This is a genomic window from Amedibacillus sp. YH-ame6 (assembly GCF_053848845.1).
Genome location: NZ_JBSPEZ010000031.1, coordinates 11,767 through 31,779 on the forward strand (window position 1 = coordinate 11,767; position 20,013 = coordinate 31,779).

A 20,013-nucleotide genomic window follows, 5' to 3' on the forward strand; every position below is an offset into this window, starting at 1 on the left:
TCATTATCTTTTTCTTTTTAGACTGCATATGCTATACTCAACATGTATAAGAGTAGGTATATCTTGTAAAATGATATACAGACTAAGAAGAGGAGGTTAAGGTATGAATGAAAAAAGAAAAGTAGTACTAGTAGGTACAGGATTTGTTGGTATGAGTATGGCCTACAGTTTTTTAAATACAGGTGGTATCGATGAATTGGTTTTGATCGATGTGGACAGTGAAAAAGCAATTGGTGAGGCAATGGATTTACAACATGGACTTCCTTATGCACATGGAAAACTAAGTATTAAAGCTGGAGGTTATGAAGAATGTAGTGATGCAGGTATCGTCGTAATTACAGCAGGTGTTACACAGCGTCCAGATGAAACTCGTTTAGATTTAACTGCACGTGATACAGTTATTATAAAAAGCGTAACAGAACAAATTATGGCGTCAGGGTTTGATGGTATCATTGTGATTGCGAGCAATCCAGTGGATGGTATGACTTATGTTGCACAACAAGTATCTGGTCTACCAAAAGAGCGTATCATAGGATCAGGGACACTTTTAGATACCGCACGTTTACGTTATATGATGGGTGAATATTTAGACGTTAGTACTAGCAATATTCATGCATATATTATGGGAGAACATGGAGATAGCAGCTTCGTACCTTGGACACAAAGTTATGTGGGATGTAAAAATCTTTTGGAATTGTTAGATGAAAAAGGAAAAAATCTGTGTGATCTTCACGACATTTATACACAAGTTCAACAAGCAGGGTATGAAATTGTGAAACGTAAAAAATCTACGTATTATGGAATCGGGCTATCTTTGAATCGTTTGGTTCAAGCTATCTTCAATGATGAAAATGTCATTTTGACAGTCTCTGCATATCAAAATGGGGAGTATGGACAAGAAGATTTATATATTGGTGTTCCAGCAGTTATCAATCGCAAAGGAATTCGAGAAATTATAAAATTAGAATTAAATGATGTAGATCAAGCAAAATTTGATAATAGCTGTAAAGTATTAAAAGATATCAATAAGAATACAATCGACCCATTATTAAAAAAATAGTGCAATTGTGCACTATCTGAAATATGATATTTTTTGTGGATCAAAGCGATCCACTTTTTCTTTTGTCTCATCACCATACCCAATCGCAATAAGTGCAATAGGAACAAGATTTTCCACCAATTTATAGTATTCTTGGAAAAGTTTGATGCGATCTTGTAATGGCGCAATGCCACACCAACAAGTAGAAAGACCTTGATGAACAGCTTCTATCAACATGTTTTGAATGGCTGCAGCTCCATCTAAATATAAGTACCCTTGATCGGTTGTAGTTTGTATATCTCCCATAACTAAAATGGCACATGGTGCATCTTTCATGAAGGCCATATAAGGTTGTAAGTCAACCATGTCCTGTAATGCTTTGCGATTATGTACCACCATAAATCTCCAACTCTGCGCATTTCTAGCAGTTGGGGCATTCATACCAGCACGTAACACTTCTAATAATTTTTCCTCTTCTACTACTTGCTTGCTATATTTTCGAATACTTTGTCGCTCATATATTTCTTTTAACATAAAATCACTCCTTTCCCATAGTATAACACTTTTCATATCAACATAACATTACCAATAAAATAGATGAATAGAGCATCTTTATAGACATACAATAGAAAAAGGCGCATAATAAACGTGTAAATAAGAACTATTCTTAAAAAGGAGGAGTATTATGGATGAAAAAGCTTTGTTTAAGTTGAGTTATGGTTTGTATATCGTTAGTAGTTCACATAATGGACATGATGCAGGTTGTGTTGCAAATACACTTGCTCAAGTGACCAATTCACCTAATCGTTTATCTATCGCATTAAATAAAAATAATGATACAGCAAAAGTGATACAGGAGTCTGGACGATTTAGTGCAGTTGTATTGACTCAAGGTGTAGACATGGAAGTCATAGGAACATTTGGATTTCACACGAGTCGTGATACTCAAAAATTTGATCAATTAGCATTTTTACGTGATGAAGCAGGCGTTCCATATTTAACAGAACATGTAGCGGCACGCGTTAGTGTAAAAGTTAGTGGTAGTTTAGATTTAGACACTCATATTTTATTTGTAGGTGAGTTAGAAGAAGCAGAAATACTCAGCAATGAAGAAGTAATGACATATGCGTATTATCATCAAGTAAAAAATGGTCTTACTCCAAAGAACGCTCCAAGTTATCAAGAAACAACCCCTGAGAAAAAAGTTGGATGGAAGTGTAGTGTTTGTGGATATATTTATGAAGGTGATCCACTACCTGCCGATTTCATTTGTCCAATCTGTCATCAGGATGCTTCCGTATTTGAAAAAATCGTTTAATTTCGAAGGAGGATGTATATGAAAACTATGCGAATGGTATTACTATCGATACTTGCGATGACTACTTTATTTGCATGTAGTAAAGCAGAACCTATCAGTGAACAAGAGGCGATGGACGTTGCACTGAAAGATGCTGGTGTTAATGCAAATGAAGTAAACTTTAACAAACAAGCATTTGATAAAGATGACAATGAGTATACCTTTGAGTTTCAAAGCGATACGATGTCATATGAATATGATATTCATGCGGGAAATGGTAAAATCATAAGTAAAGAATCCAAACAACGTAAACAAACGAAGACAGATGTGAACAGTAGCGCCACTATGCAATCCATCAGTGAAGAACAATGGACCTATGTTCAACTAGCGGCGGATCACTTTTCAATTGCAAAAGCAGATATACAAAACGTAAGAATTGAAAATGATAGTGATCATGGCGTAGCTACATATGATATAAAATTCTATGTAGGTACGAAAGAATATCAATGTGAAATTGAAAAAGACTCGGAAAAAATTGTTAAATCCGAAATTGATAAAGATTAGAAAATTCATATCTAAGAGGAAGCACAGAATAACAGTTTTCCTCTTTTTTATTGTATTTTTTTATATAATCTATATAATGTTAATTAAATTTGCGTAAGTGATAAACAATTTTGATAGCGTATATTCATCACTACATTTACAATAAGGGCATATGGAGGTAGTCAATATGAGTATAGGAGAAAAACTTTTAAAGCTTCGAAAAAATGCACATTATTCTCAAGAAGATATGGCAGAAAAATTGAATGTAAGTCGACAAACAATTTCGAATTGGGAAAATAACATTACATCACCCGATCTTGCACAGGCAAAGGAACTATCACAACTATTTCATATCAGCCTGGATGAACTTGTTGGAAATGACATACGTGATGTGATTGTAGAAAAGGTAAGTAATACAGAAAAACTTGCTGGAATAGTAATTAAAATTTTGAAATTTATAGGAGTTTTAATGGTTGTGTGTATCATCATCAATTGTATCAGTATCTTCTTATTTTCCATTGGCCCAAAAAGCACAAAGCAAACCCTTACAACATCTGCGTATATGAGTTGTTCTATCGATAACAATACGTATTCCTATCAAGTGGATATGGATGAGGAACACCGCATAGTGAATCAATCTGGAGATGAGTATATCGCAAGTATTATAAAAGGTAAGGACTTTGAAGATGGAACAAAGCTTATCTCCTTTGTAGAACAATATTTTTATGAACACAAAGGAAGTTGCGATTAGTTGATTATAGGATATATAAATACCCGTCTATGAAGGTTGTAGACGGTTTTTATTTGTAAGGATTAGCACAAGTAGAGGAAGCGTAACAAGGCCTAAAACTCCGAATAATTTGATTCCTAGATACATGCATATCAACATGATTAAGGGGTGTAATCCTAATTGTTTGCCAATGATTTTTGGTTCTAATATATTACGAGTTAAGGTAATGATGAGTTGTAGAATAATCAAACCAAGGGCTAGTTTCGGTTGGTTATTTAAATACATAATAATGGACCAGGGGATTAAAACTCCACCCGTTCCAAGGATTGGCACGATATCAAATAGCGTTGTACCAATGGCAATCCAAAGAATATGATCAACTTCAAGAACATATAATCCAACGCATAATTGTATAAAGGTGATAGCCATGAGTTTACAATAGGCAATGCTTAACTGCCAACAAGTCGTACGTAGAAACTGTTGGGTTTCTAAAAGTGTAAATTGAACGTTTGTGGGAAGGATTCGTTTTAAAAATTTTAGCATATTGGTATAATCGGAATTAAAAAAGAAAGAGGAAAGTATTGCAAAGAAGAAAGAAACGGCGATTTTTGGAATAGAGGTCATAATGGAAGTTAAACTGTTTAAAATAGACTTGGATATGTTCATAATAAAAGAGGATAGGGAATTTTGTAGGCTTTGCGCAATTGCTGTGAAGATTTGTGCAGTGTTTCCATCAATGTTTTTCCAGGTGTTCTGTGTGGATACAAGAGAGGTATGAAGATAAGGTTCCATGTATTGTTCATACAGTTGAGGAAGGGTAGTCATCCACTGTCGGATATAAAAGAACCCTTTCATTAAAAGCCACGACAATGTAAGCGCAAGTATCATATAGAATAAGAGAATGACAACCAATGAGAAAAAGCGTTCATGACCATGTTTGGATAGTTTTACAATGAGAGGGCGTAAAAGAAAAGCGATTATAAATCCAATAAGGAAAGGCATAATCGCATAGATAATATAACGAAAAAAAACAAAAATGGTTAGTATCAGTAGACTATAATACAGAAAGTGAATGATAAAACCTCTTTGTTTTTCTGTATCCATTTGAAAACCTCCTTATCTTCTAGAGATCACGTAACATAGAGAGATAGGTTTTCATGTACATTAGGAAGGATAAAGACAGGAAGAATCCTGTTATAAGCATTAAAATTGTCGCATATATGGTCTTTTCAATAGGAAAGGCAATCATCAAAAACATAGAAATATAGAAAACTGCAGTAGATATTTTCCCAAACCATAATGCTCCATTAAAGTATTTTCCTTTTGCCTGAAGACGTAACCAACAAATTAGCATACTAGCTTCTTTAATCAAGAATAAAGCAAACAAAATCCACATATAGGAGACAGTGAATACTAGTACAAAGATAATTGCTAATTGGGTTAATTTGTCTGCGATAGGATCTAATGTTTTTCCTAGTTCGCTCACTTGATGATAATGCCGGGCAATATATCCATCAAGAAAGTCAGTAAGTCCACTTGCGAACATCCATCCTGCACTCATGAGGTGATCTCCATTCATATAAGAGTATATGAAGAAGGGGATCATCAATATACGTAAAAACGTTAATATATTTGGAATGGTAAAGATTTTATAATTTCGTTCCATAGACGTTCACCAACCTTTCTATGATATGTGAAGGATTATAATAACTCATATAGACATTTTTCAGAAAAATCACGAATGGTAATACAGGAAGAAAACTTTTTCTTATCTTTGTCTTGCACCACAAAGATATCTGTAATACCTGCATTTCTAGCAGCCTCTACACCACTTTCTGTATCTTCAAACACACAACATTCTGCTGGTGTTAAATGAATGTTTTTCATCGCTTCTAGATACATCTGAGGATCAGGCTTAGCCTTTGTGACTTGTTGGGATGTAACCACAAAATCAAAGTAACTTGCGATGTTTTTTTCTTCTAAAATATGTTGTACAACCTCAGTTGCATTATTGGTACAAAGACAGATGATATAGCCTTTATTCTTCAGGTATTCAAGAAAATTAAGGGCATCTTTTTTTAATGGCGCATTGTCATAATGTTCCAATAAAAACTGAGAAATACGAGCGATGATTTCTTCACCTTCTTTTGGGTCTTCTATCTCCATCATAATTTTGCGTTCTAAATCCGCAAAGCTTTTTACACGCGATTTTAGAACCTTTAAAATGAGTGTTTTTTGTACTGTTTTTAACTCTCCTAAAGCCTGTTTGAAATTGATACTTTCATAGGTATTAATGAGGGTTCCATCCATATCAAATAAAATTCCTTTTTTGTCCATTGTGCCACCATACTTTCTAAAAAACCATATTTCTCATATTGTAACGCGTATGGAAAATGATGTCAAACTTTCTTGGGATTAAATATGCAAAAAAACGGTATGAATTATCTTTGTTATGAGAAGATATAAAGTAAGAATTATAGCTTTTTTATGATTATTAAAAATTATTTATAATAGGAAAAGCAGTACACATATATAAGAAAGTAAAGTTTAATATATTAAACTTCTTAGGATACTTTATAAAACTTTTTGTTGACATGATGAAAAAATCATTTATAATAACCTCGTGATAAAAAGATATTATTTCATACTTCACACTAATTTTGGAGAGTGGGTAAAAACCACTCGATAAGAAAAAGATTTCTTATTTTTGACCATTTTTTCGAAAGGCCAGACGGACAGCCAGGTCAAAAGCCGATTTTAGACAGGTGTAAACTTGTTGATACTTATGCACATGCATTTGCTTGTCAATCAGCCAGGAATGGAATGATATGCTTTTTTTCAAGAGCACATGATTTTTTAAGTCCAATGATACAGGTAATGCCTTTGCATATGCCTGTATTTTTTTGTGGAGGGATTATGATGCAAGAGAAAATACGTTTATATGGGTTTAATAACCTAACCAAATCTTTAAGTTTCAACATTTATGATGTATGTTATGCAAATAGTAAACGAGAACAGATGGATTATATTGCGTATATCGATGAACAATATAATTCTGATCGTTTAACCAACATTCTATGTGAAGTAACAGAAATGATCGGTGCGAAGGTGTTAAATATTGCCAAACAGGACTATGAACCACAGGGGGCAAGTGTTACCTTGTTGATTTCTGAGGAGGGCATGATTGCACAAGAGGGAAGTAGCGTCGTTGCACACTTAAACAAAAGTCATGTGACTGTACACACCTATCCTGAGTATCATCCAGATAATAAAGTTGTTACCTTTCGTGTAGATATTGATGTGTCTACTTGTGGAGAGATTACACCACTCAAAGTTTTAAACTTTCTTATTGGAAGTTTTGATTCGGATATCATCAGCATCGATTATCGAGTGCGTGGTTTTACAAGAGAAGTGGACGGAACAAAATGTTTTCTTGATCATGATATTACGTCCATTCAAGACTTCGTGGATAAAGATACACTACGACGTTATGACGCAGTGGATGTCAATGTGTACCAATCCAATATCTTTCATACCCAAATGTTAATCAAAGATATACATTTACAAAATTATTTATTTAAAGTTGATTCTTATGAACTATCTCCTACAAGACGATTAAGCATTAGTGATGAACTAAGAAGAGAGATGATTGAAATCTTTCATGGAAAAAATATTTATCCAACCCATAAGGAGAATTCCTAATGGATCAATCACGAATCCCACTCTATGAAGCCCTATGTGAATATCGTAAGGAACGCATTGTTTCCTTTGATGTACCAGGTCATAAACAAGGGAAGGGAAATCCTGATTTAAAGAAATTCTTAGGAGAGGATTGTCTTTCAATGGATGTCAATTCCATGAAGTGTTTGGATAATTTATGCCATCCCATCAGTGTCATCAAGGAAGCACAAGAGTTATGTGCGCAAGCCTTTCACGCTGCACATGCCTTCTTTATGGTGAATGGTACTTCCAGTGCAGTACAGGCTATGATGTTATCAACTTGTAGGCCAGGCGATAAAATTATCATGCCTCGTAATGTGCATAGAAGTGCTATGAATGCATTGATCTTACAAGGAATCTATCCCATTTATATCAATCCAGGCATTCATGAAGGATTGGGAATCTCTTTGGGAATGAAGCTCAATGATATAAAAGAAGCGATTGTTCAACACCCAGATGCCAAAGCCATTTTAGTTAACAATCCAACATATTATGGAATTTGTTCAGATTTAAAAACAATTGTAGAAATGGCACATGAGGCAGGTATGAAAGTACTGGTAGATGAAGCCCATGGAACCCACTTCTACTTTGGAGAAAATATGCCAATTCATGCGATGGATGCAGGTGCAGATATGGCTGCAGTCTCCACCCATAAAACAGGGGGATCTCTTACCCAAAGCAGTTTATTGTTGATTGGGCCATCTATGGAGGAAGGTTATGTTCGACAAATCTTAAATCTAACCCAGACGACAAGTGCATCCTATCTGTTAATGGCTTCTTTGGATATCACACGTCACTTTCTTGTGATGGAAGGAAAAAGAGTGTACCAAAAAGTAGTAGAACTCGCAGATTATGCACGAGAAGAGATTGGGAAGATGGAAGAATACGTTGCCTTTAGTAGAGAACTGATCAATGGAGATGACATCTATGATGTAGACCCTACCAAACTTTGTGTGCATACACGAGGAATCGGATTGGCTGGAAAAGAAGTTTATGATATTTTACGAGATGATTTTCAAATTCAAATTGAGTTTGGAGATATTGGCAATATGTTAGCCATTATTTCTGTGGGAGATCGCATGATGGAAGTAGAGCGTTTGATTTCTGCCTTAAAAGAAATTTCGCGTTTACATGGACGTTATGGGAAAGCATTGCCAATGAATGAATATGTTGAACCCTGTGTAGAAATGATGCCACAGAAAGCATTTTATAGTGACTGCGAAACCTTACGCCTACAAGAGAGTGTAAGTCGCATCAGTGCAGAGTTTATCATGTGTTATCCTCCAGGAATTCCGTTAATCGCACCAGGAGAGTGTATGAGTGAAGAATTGATTGCGCATATTGAATATGCTCGAAGAAAAGGATGTTCCCTAACGGGAACCCAAGATAGTGAAGTCAAACATATAAAGGTGGTGAAGTTACAATGACAGATTTATGGTACAGTGAATATCACACCAAAAACGTAAAGTTTTCTATGCGTTTAAAAAAACAACTACATTCCTTTCAAAGTCCCTTTCAACAAATCGATGTGTTCGATACATATGAATTCGGAAGAGTACTTACATTGGATGGTGTAATTATGTTAACGGAAAAAGATGAATTTATATATCATGAAATGATTACTCATGTGGCAATGGCATCAAACCCCAACATCAAAAAAATATTAATCATAGGAGCAGGAGATGGAGGAACCATCAAGCGTTTATGTGCGTATCCATATGTAGAACAAATGGATGTAGTAGAAATCGATCAAGATGTTGTACGCATTAGTAAAGAATATTTTCCATCTTTAGCAAGTAGCTTTGATGATTCACGAGTCCATCTATACTTTGAAGATGGCTTACGCTTTGTACGAAATGTAGAAAATATGTACGATCTTATCATTGTGGACTCCACAGATCCATTCGGTCCAGGAGAAGGCTTATTCACAAAAGAATTTTACGGGAACTGTTTCAATGCGTTAAAGGAACAAGGCATCTTAATCAATCAGATGGAAAGTCCCTATTATCAAGATGACGCCCAAGCGATGAAGAGAGCCTTTCGTTGTATTAAAAGTCGATTTCCCATTGCCCTTGCTTATCAAGCCCATATACCAACGTATCCAAGTGGACATTGGATGTTTGGATTTGCGTCCAAACACTGTACCCCATTTGATAGTATAGAAGAGTGGGAAAAGCTAGGTATTGTTTGTGAGTACTATACAACCAAATTACATCGAGGTTGTTTTGCACTACCTCGGTATGTAGAAATTATGTTGGAGGAAGCGTAATGAGAAAAAGAATTGTTGGTTTCTTGGAACAAGAAGTTCCCTATGAAGAAGCGGATATCGTAATCTTTGGAGCGGGAATGGATGCGACAACATCGTATCGTCCAGGTACACGCATGGCAAGTACTACGATGCGCCAAGAATTTTATGGTATAGAAACATACTCTCCCTATCAAAAGAAGGATTTAACAGATTGTGCCATCTTTGATGCTGGTGATTTAGATATCCCATTTGGAAATGTAGAGGCATCCTTGTCCCTCATTGAAAAGATGTCTTATCAAATCCTACAGGATGATAAAATCCCATGCATGATTGGAGGAGAACATTTGGTAAGTCTAGGAGTCATGCGTTCTATCATAAAGAAATACCCTGATGTACATGTCATCCATTTGGATGCGCATTGTGATCTTCGTGATGATTATTTGGGTGAAAAACTATCCCATGCTTGTGTGGTGCGAAGAATAAGTGAACTTATGGAAAGTCAACGCATTCATCAATTTGGTATTCGTTCTGGAGATAAAGACGAATTTCAATTCGGAGAAGAACATTGTGATGTTCATCCCTTTCATTTGCATGATATGAAAGAAGTATGTGCTTCTTTAAAAGATGTTCCTGTATATATCACATTAGATTTGGATGTTTTAGACCCATCCATCTTTTGTGGAACAGGTACACCAGAACCTGGTGGACTCACCTTTCAAGAACTGTTAGATGGGCTTTTATCTTTAAAAGATCTTTCTATCGTTGGATTTGATGTATGCGAATTATCACCAGTTTACGATGCAAGTGGTGTATCCACCACATGTGCAAATAAAATACTAAGAGAATTGCTATTGATTATTGGAGGAAAAGAAAATGAGTAAAGTTTTAATTATAGGTGCTGGAGGAGTTGCCAGCGTAGTCGTACACAAGTGTGCACAACACCCAGAAGTATTTACAGAGATTTGTATTGCGTCTCGTACAAAATCAAAATGCGATGCAATTAAGGCAGCCGTTGAAACAAAGACAACATCTATCCTAACATGCGCACAAGTAGATGCGGATCACGTGGATGAATTGGTTGCGTTAATGAAGGAAGTACAACCTCAATTGGTAATCAATGTAGCACTTCCTTATCAAGATTTAACGATTATGGATGCTTGTTTAGAGTACGGTGTCGATTATATGGATACTGCTAATTATGAACCTTTAGATACTGCAAAATTCGAATATAGCTGGCAATGGGCGTATCGTGAACGCTTTGAAAAAGCAGGATTAACTGCACTTCTCGGCTGTGGATTTGATCCAGGTGTTACAGGGGTCTTTAGTGCATATGCGCAAAAACATTACTTTGATGAAATTCATTATATCGATATTTTAGATTGTAATGGAGGGGATCATGGGTATCCATTTGCGACAAATTTCAATCCCGAAATTAACATTCGTGAAGTAAGCGCAAAGGGAAGTTATTGGCAAGAAGGAAAATGGATAGAAACAGAACCAATGGAAATCAAAAGAGAATATGACTTTGATATGGTAGGAAAAAAAGACATGTACTTACTACATCATGAAGAATTAGAATCCCTTGGTAACAACATCAAAGGAATCAAACGTATTCGTTTCTTTATGACATTTGGTCAAAGTTATTTAACACATCTAAAATGTTTAGAAAATGTAGGTATGACTTCTATTGAACCAATTTTGTACGAAGGAAAAGAAATCGTTCCTCTTCAATTTTTAAAAGCGGTATTACCAGATCCAGCTTCTCTTGGACCTCGTACTGTTGGTAAGACCAATATCGGTTGTATTTTCCAAGGAATAAAAGATGGCAAAGAACACTCTTTATATATCTATAATGTATGCGATCATCAAGAATGTTATAAAGAAGTTGGTTCACAAGCCATCTCCTATACAACAGGAGTACCCGCAATGATTGGGGCTACTATGATCCTACAAGGAAAATGGAAAAAAGCAGGAGTCTACAATGTAGAAGAATTCAATCCAGATCCATTTATGGAAGCACTCATGAAATGTGGATTGCCTTGGAATGTGCAACATAATCCAACGTTGGTTGATGAATATGTGGCAGGATAAAGTTCACACCCCTGCATATGTCATAGATGAAAAAGCCCTCCTTCATAATCTTGAAATTCTAAAAGATGTTATAGATACAACAGGTGCTCATATTCTGTTGGCAAGTAAAGCGTTCTCTACGTATCAAGTCTTTCCTTTAATAGGAGAGTATTTGGATGGAGTAACGAGTAGTGGCTTATATGAGGCAACGCTTGGAAAAGAAGAAATGAAAAAAGAAGTGCACACATTTTCTCCAGCTTATAAAGATGAGGAAATGGATGAAATTCTTGAAGTCAGTGATCATGTAGTATTTAATTCACTTGCACAATGGGAAAAATGGAAACATAAAGCTATGAATAAGGCATCTTGTGGTTTACGTATCAATCCACAATATTCCGAAATTGAAGTGGACTTATACAATCCTTGCGCACCGAATTCTCGTATGGGAATTCGCAAAGAACAATTACAACATGTGAATATAGAAGGCATTGAAGGACTTCACTTCCATACGATGTGCGAACAAGGTGCAGATACACTAGAGCGTACCCTACACGTAATTGAACGCGATTTCCATGAGCTTTTACACCATGTAAAGTGGTTGAATATGGGAGGAGGACATCATATTAGTAAGCAAGGATATGATGTCCATAAACTAAAGAAACTAATTCAACACATGCAAGCCACCTATGATGTAGAAGTGTATTTGGAACCAGGAGAAGCTGTCGCAATTAATGCAGGCTATCTTGTAAGTAGCGTACTTGATATCATTGAAAATGATAAAAAGATAGCGATTCTAGATACCTCAGCGGCATGTCATATGCCGGATGTATTAGAGATGCCCTATCGACCACTTGTGGTCGGCGCTAGCACTCCCAATGATAAAAAACACTCCTATATCCTTGCGGGAAATACATGTCTAGCAGGAGATGTAATCGGAGAATACTCCTTCGAAGTATCTCTGAAAAATAATGATTGTATCCTATTTCAAGATATGGCGATGTACACCATGGTGAAGAATAATACCTTCAATGGGATGCCCTTGCCTTGGATTTATCTATATACAAAAGAAGAGGAACTTATTTGTTTAAAAGAATTTGGCTATAAAGATTTTAAAGGACGCTTGTGATGAGCGTCCTTTATTATAACTAAAATTTTAAGGTCTTGTTCTGTAAGGAGCGCATAAAATGTTAGTAGAATATCGTAGAAAAGATGTATAAAATGTAGTGAAAAATTTTCATTTTGTAAAAAGATAAAAAGTTCTATGAAATCGCTTGCAAAATTATCTAAATAGGATACAATATACTTATAAACAAGAAAAAGGAGCGTGATTCACATGGATAGAAATATTGTATATCAAGATGAAAGAGCGCTTCGCGACGTACCAGTAGAAGATGTACTGGGGCTTGTGTATGGTTTTTGAATGGATGTAGAGCGTAACTGCTTTGCGTCCGTTTTTTTTCAAGTTTTGATTCTATATAATATAAGGAGGAATTTAAAATGGATCAGACATTAAACAAGGCTTTTTGGGATGCATGTGCAAATGGTGATTTTGCGACTGTATGCGCAGAGATTGCGAAGAATTGTGACATCAATTATCAAAATGGAGACGGAAGAACTGGCTTGATGCGTGCGGCGAAACGCGATTATAAAGATATCGTGAGGGTGTTGCTTGACAATGGTGCTGACGTGAACATCGAAGATAATAAAGGAAAGACAGCAATTATGGGTGCTGCGAAAAAAGGAAATAAAACAATTTGTAAGAAGTTGATTGAAGCTGGTGCAGATGTAAATAAAGCAGATGATCGTGGAAGAACTTCTTTGATGCGTGCAGCGTTTTTAGGACATGATCGCTGTGTTGAAGTATTGTTAGATGCTGGTGCAGAAATTAATGCACAAGATGAAGTGGGAAGAAGTGCTTTGATGGAGGCTTGTGTTGCGTTTAAAAAAGACGTAATCCAAATGTTAATCAAACGTGGTGCTGATGTAAACTTATGTGATAATAATGGATGTAACGCATTGATGCGTGCTGCTTATGGAGGCTATTTTTCATTAGTAGAAGAATTGCTTGCGAATGGTGCAGATAAGGATTTAATGGATAAAGAAGGTAACAAAGCAATTCACTATGTACGAAATGAATGCTTGGCTCAATTGAAGCCAATTTTGAAATAGGAGGACGTCCATATGAGAGACTATTTGAGTCATGAAGTGCGCAATGTAGTTGTCCTAGGTCATAGTGGTGTTGGTAAAACAGCAGTTTTAGAATCCATGTTGTACTATACAAAAGCAAGTGATCGCTTTGGTGTAACGAGTGAGGGAAGTTCCCTAATTGATTATGATGCAGAAGAAATAAGAAGAGGGATTTCTGTTTATGCGACTTTAGTACCAATCGAATGGAAAGATTGTAAAATTAACTTCTTAGATACACCAGGATATATCGATTTTATTCGAGGAGTTGAAGAGGGTATTGCAGTTGGTGATAGTGCATTGATTGTTGTGGATGCGAAAGATGCGATTCAACCTGGAACACAAACAGCATGGGAAAATGCGCAAAAACATAATACACCTACCATCTTCTTTGTGAATAAACTAGATGAAGATAATACCTCTTTTGATACGGCATACAATACACTACGTAATACCTTTGGAAAAAGTGTAATTCCTTTTGAAGTACCAATCATTGAAAATGGTAAAGTTATTGGATCCGTTAATATCCTTAGAGATAAAGCTTGGTATTATGAAGGTCCATTAGCAGATCCTGAAAAAGCACAGCCAGTTCCAGCAGATATGGAAGCAATGGTGAAGGATTATAAAGATCAAATTGCAGAAGCTGTTGCGATGGGAGACGATGAATTGATGGAGAAATTCTTCAGTGGTGAAGAGTTTAGTGAAGCGGAACTAACAAGAGGAGTACGTTTGGGTGTACGTAATGGTGACATTCGCCCCGTATTCTCTGGAAGTGCTACACATACCATCGGTATTGAACGTTTGATGGATTTAATAATCAAATATTTTCCAACATATGGTGAAAGTGGAAGCATTCGTGTACGTGACGTTGAAAAGAATGAAGATGTTGTATTGGAAACAAATGAGAAAGAAGATTTATGTGCGCAAGTGTTCAAAACAGTTGTGGATCCATTTGTTGGACGTATATCCTATGTAAAAATATTAGCAGGTGTTATGAGCAGTGATTCTGTTGTTTATAATACAAATAAAGAGAAAACAGAAAAAATATCAAGTATCTTTATTATCAAAGGAAAGCATCAAACAGCCGTTGGTAAATTGTTTACAGGAGATATTGGTGCAATTGTGAAATTGCAGTATACACAGACCAACGATGTTTTATGTGAAAAAACAAAGCACTATATGGTAGAGCCAGTTCCATTCTCTACACCAATGCTTGGTATGGCAGTATTCCCTAATTCAAAGAATGATGAAGATAAGATGAGTAATGCACTTGCTAGAATGTGTGAAGAAGATCCAACATTGCGATTAGAGAATCATCCTGAAACAAAACAAACGGTTTTATATGGAGTTGGTGATCAACATATTGAAGTTATTTTAGCTAAACTTCGTACGAAATATAAAGTAGAAGTACGTCTTGAAACTCCAAAAGTACCTTATCACGAAACGATCCGTAAGACAGTGATTGCGGAAGGGCGTCATAAGAAACAATCTGGTGGACATGGTCAATTTGGGCATGTATTTGTGGAGTTTGCGCCAAATCCAGATGTAGAAGAAATGGTATTTGAAGAAAAAGTATTTGGTGGTGCAGTACCACGTCAATATTTCCCTGCAGTTGAAGTAGGTTTACGTGAATGCATGCATCATGGTGTTTTAGCAGGATATCGAGTTGTGAATGTGAAGGCTACCTTAATGGATGGTAAATATCATGATGTAGACTCTAGTGAAATGGCATTTAAATTAGCTGCTCGTTTATCTTATAAAGCAGGTATGGTAGATGCCAAACCAATACTTTTAGAACCTATCATGAATGTTACTGTTCGTGTGCCAGATGATTTTACAGGTACAATTATTGGTGACTTCAATAAACGTAGAGGTGCTATTATGGGTATGGATATGGTAGATGGCTATCAGATTATCAATGCGCAAGTACCACTAGCAGAAATTCAGAAGTATCCAATTGAATTACGTGCTATGACACAAGGTCGTGGTTCTTATATGCAAGAATTCGAACGTTATGATAGCGTTCCTCAAAATATAACAGATGGAATTGTTGCACAACATAAAAAGGAAGTGGAAGAGGAAAATTAATAGGACGGAGGCGATTGAGTAATCAATCGTCTTTTGTTTTGGATAGCATGTTACGAAAGAAGAGTATACTATAAGTGTATGAGCAATTTAGTTGTTAGATGAGGCAAACAAGCGTATGATACAACATAAGAAAGAGGTGGCGTGTATGAAGAATATTCATGGATTTATTGGAACCTATGGTGATAAAGGGATTTATGAATTCTCTTTTGATACAAGTAGTAAAAAATTTGTACATCATGATCTATATTTACAAGTAAAAGAAGCGAAATATGTATCTTATGATTATGAAACATTGGTATTTCCATGCAATTTAGATAAACCTTGCGTGATGGCAAATAAGAGCAATCTAATGCATTGTAATGGTACAGAAACCCATGTTGCTTGTTACATTACCCAAGATGAACATTATATTTATACTGCGAATTATCATGATGGTATGGTCGTACGTTATCATAAAGGTGTTCATGAAATCACCTTAGATAAAGTGATTTTCATCCAAGAGAAAGCTGGTACACATCAAGTGTTGTTGACACAGGATGAAGTGATTGTGCCCAATTGCTTACTGGATAATATTTTGATATATGAACGAACTTCTTTAGAATTGAAAAGAAGCATAGAATTTAAAGAGGGAACGGGTCCGCGACATGGAGTGCTTAGCGACGATGAAGCAACTCTTTATTTGCTGAGTGAACTTAGTTGTGAAGTGTTTTCAATAAAACTAAAGGATCATGATCGAATCGTAAAGAGTTTATGTGTGTTAGATGAAGGACAACACGCATCAGCTGCGGCAATACGCATGAGTCAGGATGAGAGATTTTTATACGTATCGCTACGAGAAATCAACAAGCTCTGTGTAATTGATATCGTAAATTGGGGTGTTGTACAATCCATAAATTGTGGAGGAGATCATCCTCGAGATATGAACATTTCAAAGGATGATGCATATGTATTTTGTGTGAATCGTAATACCAATGATGTAACTGCGTTTCATAGAAATACAGTGAGTGGAATATTAACGTTTGTAGATCGTTTGGGCGATATCCCAGAAGGTGTGGCAATTGCATTTGAAAGTGGAGGGAAAGAACATGCAGAAAAATAATATAGGAATTATTGGATTAGCTGTCATGGGAAGAAGCCTTGCGCTCAATATGGCAGATCATGGATTTCATGTAGGTGGATACAATCGTTCTTATGAAGTTACGAAACGATTACTACAGGAAGAACCTAACAAAAATTTTCAAGGGTATGAAACCATAAAAGAATTGGTAGATTCTTTAAGTTCACCTAGAAAACTTATGTTGATGGTAAAAGCTGGAGATACAGTGGATAGCATTATCGAACAATTACTTCCTTTTCTAGGAGAAGGAGACATTATTATGGATGGTGGTAATTCCTATTTTCAAGATACCATTAGAAGAGAGCGTTATTTGAAGGAAAAAGGAATTTTATTCTTTGGAGTAGGTGTATCAGGAGGAGAAGAAGGAGCTCGCTTTGGGCCTAGTATTATGCCTGGAGGAGATAAAGAAGCATATCAACAAATTCGTCCTATCTTAGAACGCATCAGTGCGAAGAGTGAAGATAAAAAGGATTGTTGTGCATATATAGGAGAGAATGGCGCGGGCCATTATGTAAAGATGGTTCACAATGGAATCGAGTATGCGGATATGCAGATTATAAGTGAAGCATATTTGATGTTGAAGCATGTCGGTCATTTTAGTAATAGAGAATTAGCCCGTGTATTCAAAGGGTATAATGAAGGAAGATTGAATAGTTTCTTGATTGAAATAACCGCAAATATCTTTGAAGAAATAGAGGAAGATACACAGATGAATCTTATTGATTTGATTCAAGATGCATCAAGTCAAAAAGGAACTGGGAAATGGACAAGTGAAGAAGCTATGCATTTAGGTGTTGATGTGTCTATGATTACCTCTTCCTATTTGGCAAGAGTGATGTCAAATGATGAGAACAAAGAGAAAGCACATACTTTATTTGCGACTTCTATGAAGGATGGAAACGTAAATAAAGAAGCATTGATAAAACAAGTTGAAGAAGGGATGTATGCGGCTAAAATTATTGCGTATGCACAAGGATTTGATTTGTTGAAACATGCAGCTGAATATTATCATTGGAAATTATCTTTTGATGAAATTGCATCTATCTTTCGTGCAGGATGTATCATTCGCGCAAGCTTTTTAGAAGAAATTATGAAAGCTTATAAGGAAGAACCAACATTATCCCATTTGTTGTTTCATGAATATTTTTCTAAGTGCATTCAACAAGATAAGGATAGTCTTCGTACGTTGTGTGCAAATGCAATCCTACAAGGCATTCCAATTCCATCTTTAAGTAGTGCAATCACTTATTTGGATATGTTATCTAGTGCGCATGTGGGTGCGAATTTAATACAAGCGCAACGTGATTACTTTGGTGCACATACTTTCAAGCGTGTAGATAAAGAGGGATCTTTCCATCATGATTGGGGGAAACACCATGCATGATGTTACCTTTACAATCTTTGGTGGAACTGGAGATTTGACCTTTCGTAAACTGTTGCCAGCTTTATATAACTTGTTCGCCGATGGAAAGTTGAATGAAAATGCACATGTTGTCATTATTGGAAGAAGAGCTTATGATCATAGCGCGTATAGTGAAGAGGCAAAAGCCTGGGTACAACAATTTGCACGTTTACCTTATCGTGAGGATATGTTTGCTCGTTTCATGTCACAAATACAATATCATCAGATGGATTTTACGAAGGAAGATGCGTATCTTACCTTAAATGAACTATATCAAAAACAAGGATTACAAAATCATATTTTCTACTTCGCAGTGTCCCCAAACTTTTTTGAGAAAATCGCGAAAGGATTACATCATGTAGAACATGCAAAAGATGGTAAAGTTATTATAGAGAAGCCGTTTGGTGAAAATTTGGAGTCTGCACGAGAATTAAATCGTAATCTTGAAAATTTCTTTGAAAAAGAGCATATCTTTCATATTGATCATTATCTAGGAAAAGAAATGGTACGTAATATGCAAATCATTCGTTTTATGAATCCTATTTTTCAGGATGCATGGAATGCACAATATATTGAACAAGTGGATATTCATGCATTTGAAATGGTTGGTGTGGAAACTAGAGGGGATTATTATGATCAAAGCGGTGCACTTAAGGACATGGTGCAAAATCATTTGTTTCAGTTACTAAGTATTGTAGCTATGGAACAACCGGATGCGTTTTTTAAAGAAGATATGCATAAGAAACAATTAGAAGTACTTCAAGCACTTCGTCCAGTAGAACAATTAGATTTAAAAGAAAGCATGGTTCTTGGTCAATATTTTAATTATCAGAAAGAAGATCGTGTAGCCAATGGTTCCATGACGGAAACATATGCGGCTCTACGTTTATTTATAGATAATGCTCGTTGGGATAATGTACCTTTTATCATTCGAACGGGAAAGAAACTAAATCGAAGAGAAATGGAAGTGGCCATTACCTTTAAAAGGATTCATAAGGATGCATATGCCAACGTATTAACCATTAAGATTCAACCTACGGAAGGTGTATACTTTCAATTTAATATTAAGAAACCAGGAGATAGTGATGATATAGAGCTCACACAAATGGATTTCTGTCAAAATTGTTCCGATACCAATCGTATCAATACACCCGAAGCATATGAACGCTTGTTGTTGGCGGCGATACAGGAAGATACTTCTTGGTTTTCAAAATGGGATCAGATTGAAACAAGTTGGAATTATGTAGAACAATTGAAACAACGGTATAAAGAAGAACATCTTCCTTTATATACGTATGAAGAACTAAGTGAAGGACCAAAAACTGTAGATAACTTCTTTATTTAAGAAAAAAACATGTCAAAATGGCCAATGTCATTAAGTTAAGGGATAGGAGAATTCGTAAAAGAGCTCCTATTTTTTATTCTGCTTATTTTCAAAATATATGTTGACACTTTTTTCGAAATCGGACGCTTCGCTACTCTCAGCGTCTTTTGGTAAATAGTTGAGGAGGTCAATCTTATGACAAATTCTATTCTATTTACTTTTATTTTCGTCTCATATTTCATAAAAACTAT

Annotated in this window: 19 protein-coding genes; 15 read left to right on the top strand and 4 right to left on the bottom strand. The window is 35.8% G+C overall.

Annotated elements, in window-relative coordinates; genetic code table 11:
* Positions 1 to 103: 103 nt before the first annotated feature.
* Positions 104 to 1,060, top strand: coding sequence for an L-lactate dehydrogenase (locus ACWG0P_RS14575; protein WP_455790319.1), 957 nt, complete (start codon positions 104 to 106; stop codon positions 1,058 to 1,060).
* A 12-nt stretch (positions 1,061 to 1,072) separates the two neighbouring features.
* On the opposite strand, the gene ACWG0P_RS14580 is transcribed toward ACWG0P_RS14575, so the two are convergent.
* Positions 1,073 to 1,573, bottom strand: coding sequence for a nitroreductase family protein (locus tag ACWG0P_RS14580; RefSeq protein WP_455802354.1), 501 nt, complete (start codon positions 1,571 to 1,573; stop codon positions 1,073 to 1,075).
* Between the two features lie 151 nt (positions 1,574 to 1,724).
* Here ACWG0P_RS14580 and ACWG0P_RS14585 point away from each other — a divergent pair, with 151 nt between their 5' ends.
* From ACWG0P_RS14585 to ACWG0P_RS14595, 3 genes are all read left to right on the top strand, one after another.
* Positions 1,725 to 2,357, top strand: a complete 633-nt coding sequence (locus tag ACWG0P_RS14585; protein WP_455790316.1) for a flavin reductase — start codon at positions 1,725 to 1,727, stop codon at positions 2,355 to 2,357.
* Between the two features lie 18 nt (positions 2,358 to 2,375).
* Entirely contained in the window at positions 2,376 to 2,900 is a 525-nt protein-coding gene (locus tag ACWG0P_RS14590; RefSeq protein ID WP_455802355.1) for a PepSY domain-containing protein, read from the top strand.
* A 166-nt stretch (positions 2,901 to 3,066) separates the two neighbouring features.
* Positions 3,067 to 3,630 (top strand): helix-turn-helix transcriptional regulator, encoded by a 564-nt coding sequence (locus ACWG0P_RS14595; RefSeq protein WP_455802356.1) that lies wholly within the window; start codon positions 3,067 to 3,069, stop codon positions 3,628 to 3,630.
* 27 nt (positions 3,631 to 3,657) lie between these two features.
* Here ACWG0P_RS14595 and ytvI read toward each other — a convergent pair whose 3' ends face one another.
* From ytvI to ACWG0P_RS14610, 3 genes are read right to left on the bottom strand one after another with little or no spacing between them, the layout of a single operon-like run.
* Complete coding sequence (ytvI, locus tag ACWG0P_RS14600; protein ID WP_455802357.1) at positions 3,658 to 4,713, bottom strand: sporulation integral membrane protein YtvI; 1,056 nt, start codon at positions 4,711 to 4,713, stop codon at positions 3,658 to 3,660.
* 19 nt (positions 4,714 to 4,732) lie between these two features.
* On the bottom strand, positions 4,733 to 5,275 hold the full coding sequence (locus tag ACWG0P_RS14605; RefSeq protein WP_455802358.1) for a CDP-alcohol phosphatidyltransferase family protein: 543 nt from the start codon (positions 5,273 to 5,275) through the stop codon (positions 4,733 to 4,735).
* Between the two features lie 35 nt (positions 5,276 to 5,310).
* A complete protein-coding gene (locus ACWG0P_RS14610; RefSeq protein ID WP_455790308.1) occupies positions 5,311 to 5,946 on the bottom strand; it encodes an HAD family hydrolase in 636 nt (211 codons plus the stop codon).
* A 582-nt stretch (positions 5,947 to 6,528) separates the two neighbouring features.
* Between ACWG0P_RS14610 and speD the strand changes: the two genes are divergently transcribed.
* The 11 genes from speD (at position 6,529) to zwf (ending at position 19,783) form a co-directional block, all read left to right on the top strand.
* Entirely contained in the window at positions 6,529 to 7,311 is a 783-nt protein-coding gene (gene speD / locus ACWG0P_RS14615; protein WP_455802359.1) for an adenosylmethionine decarboxylase, read from the top strand.
* Complete coding sequence (locus ACWG0P_RS14620; RefSeq protein WP_455802360.1) at positions 7,311 to 8,756, top strand: aminotransferase class I/II-fold pyridoxal phosphate-dependent enzyme; 1,446 nt, start codon at positions 7,311 to 7,313, stop codon at positions 8,754 to 8,756. The genes speD and ACWG0P_RS14620 overlap by 1 nt, the downstream gene beginning before the upstream one ends.
* A complete protein-coding gene (gene speE, locus ACWG0P_RS14625; protein WP_455802361.1) occupies positions 8,753 to 9,598 on the top strand; it encodes a polyamine aminopropyltransferase in 846 nt (281 codons plus the stop codon). The genes ACWG0P_RS14620 and speE overlap by 4 nt, the downstream gene beginning before the upstream one ends.
* Positions 9,598 to 10,458 carry an agmatinase gene (speB, locus tag ACWG0P_RS14630; protein ID WP_455802362.1) on the top strand — a complete coding sequence of 287 codons (861 nt, stop codon included), beginning with the start codon at positions 9,598 to 9,600 and terminating at the stop codon, positions 10,456 to 10,458. The genes speE and speB overlap by 1 nt, the downstream gene beginning before the upstream one ends.
* On the top strand, positions 10,451 to 11,668 hold the full coding sequence (locus ACWG0P_RS14635) for a saccharopine dehydrogenase C-terminal domain-containing protein (RefSeq protein WP_455802363.1): 1,218 nt from the start codon (positions 10,451 to 10,453) through the stop codon (positions 11,666 to 11,668). The genes speB and ACWG0P_RS14635 overlap by 8 nt, the downstream gene beginning before the upstream one ends.
* On the top strand, positions 11,622 to 12,773 hold the full coding sequence (gene nspC / locus ACWG0P_RS14640; RefSeq protein WP_455802364.1) for a carboxynorspermidine decarboxylase: 1,152 nt from the start codon (positions 11,622 to 11,624) through the stop codon (positions 12,771 to 12,773). Before ACWG0P_RS14635 ends, nspC begins: the two co-directional genes overlap by 47 nt.
* A gap of 371 nt (positions 12,774 to 13,144) precedes the next feature.
* The gene (locus ACWG0P_RS14645; protein ID WP_455790296.1) at positions 13,145 to 13,816 is read left to right on the top strand and encodes an ankyrin repeat domain-containing protein; all 672 of its coding nucleotides are present in this window, start codon (positions 13,145 to 13,147) and stop codon (positions 13,814 to 13,816) included.
* 12 nt (positions 13,817 to 13,828) lie between these two features.
* Positions 13,829 to 15,919 carry an elongation factor G gene (locus ACWG0P_RS14650; protein ID WP_455802365.1) on the top strand — a complete coding sequence of 697 codons (2,091 nt, stop codon included), beginning with the start codon at positions 13,829 to 13,831 and terminating at the stop codon, positions 15,917 to 15,919.
* A gap of 145 nt (positions 15,920 to 16,064) precedes the next feature.
* Positions 16,065 to 17,018 (top strand): beta-propeller fold lactonase family protein, encoded by a 954-nt coding sequence (locus ACWG0P_RS14655; RefSeq protein ID WP_455802366.1) that lies wholly within the window; start codon positions 16,065 to 16,067, stop codon positions 17,016 to 17,018.
* On the top strand, positions 17,005 to 18,420 hold the full coding sequence (gndA, locus tag ACWG0P_RS14660) for an NADP-dependent phosphogluconate dehydrogenase (RefSeq protein WP_455802367.1): 1,416 nt from the start codon (positions 17,005 to 17,007) through the stop codon (positions 18,418 to 18,420). The genes ACWG0P_RS14655 and gndA overlap by 14 nt, the downstream gene beginning before the upstream one ends.
* The gene (gene zwf / locus ACWG0P_RS14665) at positions 18,413 to 19,783 is read left to right on the top strand and encodes a glucose-6-phosphate dehydrogenase (protein ID WP_455802368.1); all 1,371 of its coding nucleotides are present in this window, start codon (positions 18,413 to 18,415) and stop codon (positions 19,781 to 19,783) included. Before gndA ends, zwf begins: the two co-directional genes overlap by 8 nt.
* The last annotated feature ends 230 nt before the right edge of the window (positions 19,784 to 20,013 follow it).

Bases quoted from the DNA above. Each gene is read 5' to 3' on its own strand.
- ACWG0P_RS14575 (WP_455790319.1), top strand. From the start codon at position 104: ATGAATGAAAAAAGAAAAGTAGTACTAGTAGGTACAGGATTTGTTGGT.
- ACWG0P_RS14580 (WP_455802354.1), bottom strand. From the start codon at position 1,573: ATGTTAAAAGAAATATATGAGCGACAAAGTATTCGAAAATATAGCAAG.
- ACWG0P_RS14585 (WP_455790316.1), top strand. From the start codon at position 1,725: ATGGATGAAAAAGCTTTGTTTAAGTTGAGTTATGGTTTGTATATCGTT.
- ACWG0P_RS14590 (WP_455802355.1), top strand. From the start codon at position 2,376: ATGAAAACTATGCGAATGGTATTACTATCGATACTTGCGATGACTACT.
- ACWG0P_RS14595 (WP_455802356.1), top strand. From the start codon at position 3,067: ATGAGTATAGGAGAAAAACTTTTAAAGCTTCGAAAAAATGCACATTAT.
- ytvI (WP_455802357.1), bottom strand. From the start codon at position 4,713: ATGGATACAGAAAAACAAAGAGGTTTTATCATTCACTTTCTGTATTAT.
- ACWG0P_RS14605 (WP_455802358.1), bottom strand. From the start codon at position 5,275: ATGGAACGAAATTATAAAATCTTTACCATTCCAAATATATTAACGTTT.
- ACWG0P_RS14610 (WP_455790308.1), bottom strand. From the start codon at position 5,946: ATGGACAAAAAAGGAATTTTATTTGATATGGATGGAACCCTCATTAAT.
- speD (WP_455802359.1), top strand. From the start codon at position 6,529: ATGCAAGAGAAAATACGTTTATATGGGTTTAATAACCTAACCAAATCT.
- ACWG0P_RS14620 (WP_455802360.1), top strand. From the start codon at position 7,311: ATGGATCAATCACGAATCCCACTCTATGAAGCCCTATGTGAATATCGT.
- speE (WP_455802361.1), top strand. From the start codon at position 8,753: ATGACAGATTTATGGTACAGTGAATATCACACCAAAAACGTAAAGTTT.
- speB (WP_455802362.1), top strand. From the start codon at position 9,598: ATGAGAAAAAGAATTGTTGGTTTCTTGGAACAAGAAGTTCCCTATGAA.
- ACWG0P_RS14635 (WP_455802363.1), top strand. From the start codon at position 10,451: ATGAGTAAAGTTTTAATTATAGGTGCTGGAGGAGTTGCCAGCGTAGTC.
- nspC (WP_455802364.1), top strand. From the start codon at position 11,622: ATGTGCAACATAATCCAACGTTGGTTGATGAATATGTGGCAGGATAAA.
- ACWG0P_RS14645 (WP_455790296.1), top strand. From the start codon at position 13,145: ATGGATCAGACATTAAACAAGGCTTTTTGGGATGCATGTGCAAATGGT.
- ACWG0P_RS14650 (WP_455802365.1), top strand. From the start codon at position 13,829: ATGAGAGACTATTTGAGTCATGAAGTGCGCAATGTAGTTGTCCTAGGT.
- ACWG0P_RS14655 (WP_455802366.1), top strand. From the start codon at position 16,065: ATGAAGAATATTCATGGATTTATTGGAACCTATGGTGATAAAGGGATT.
- gndA (WP_455802367.1), top strand. From the start codon at position 17,005: ATGCAGAAAAATAATATAGGAATTATTGGATTAGCTGTCATGGGAAGA.
- zwf (WP_455802368.1), top strand. From the start codon at position 18,413: ATGCATGATGTTACCTTTACAATCTTTGGTGGAACTGGAGATTTGACC.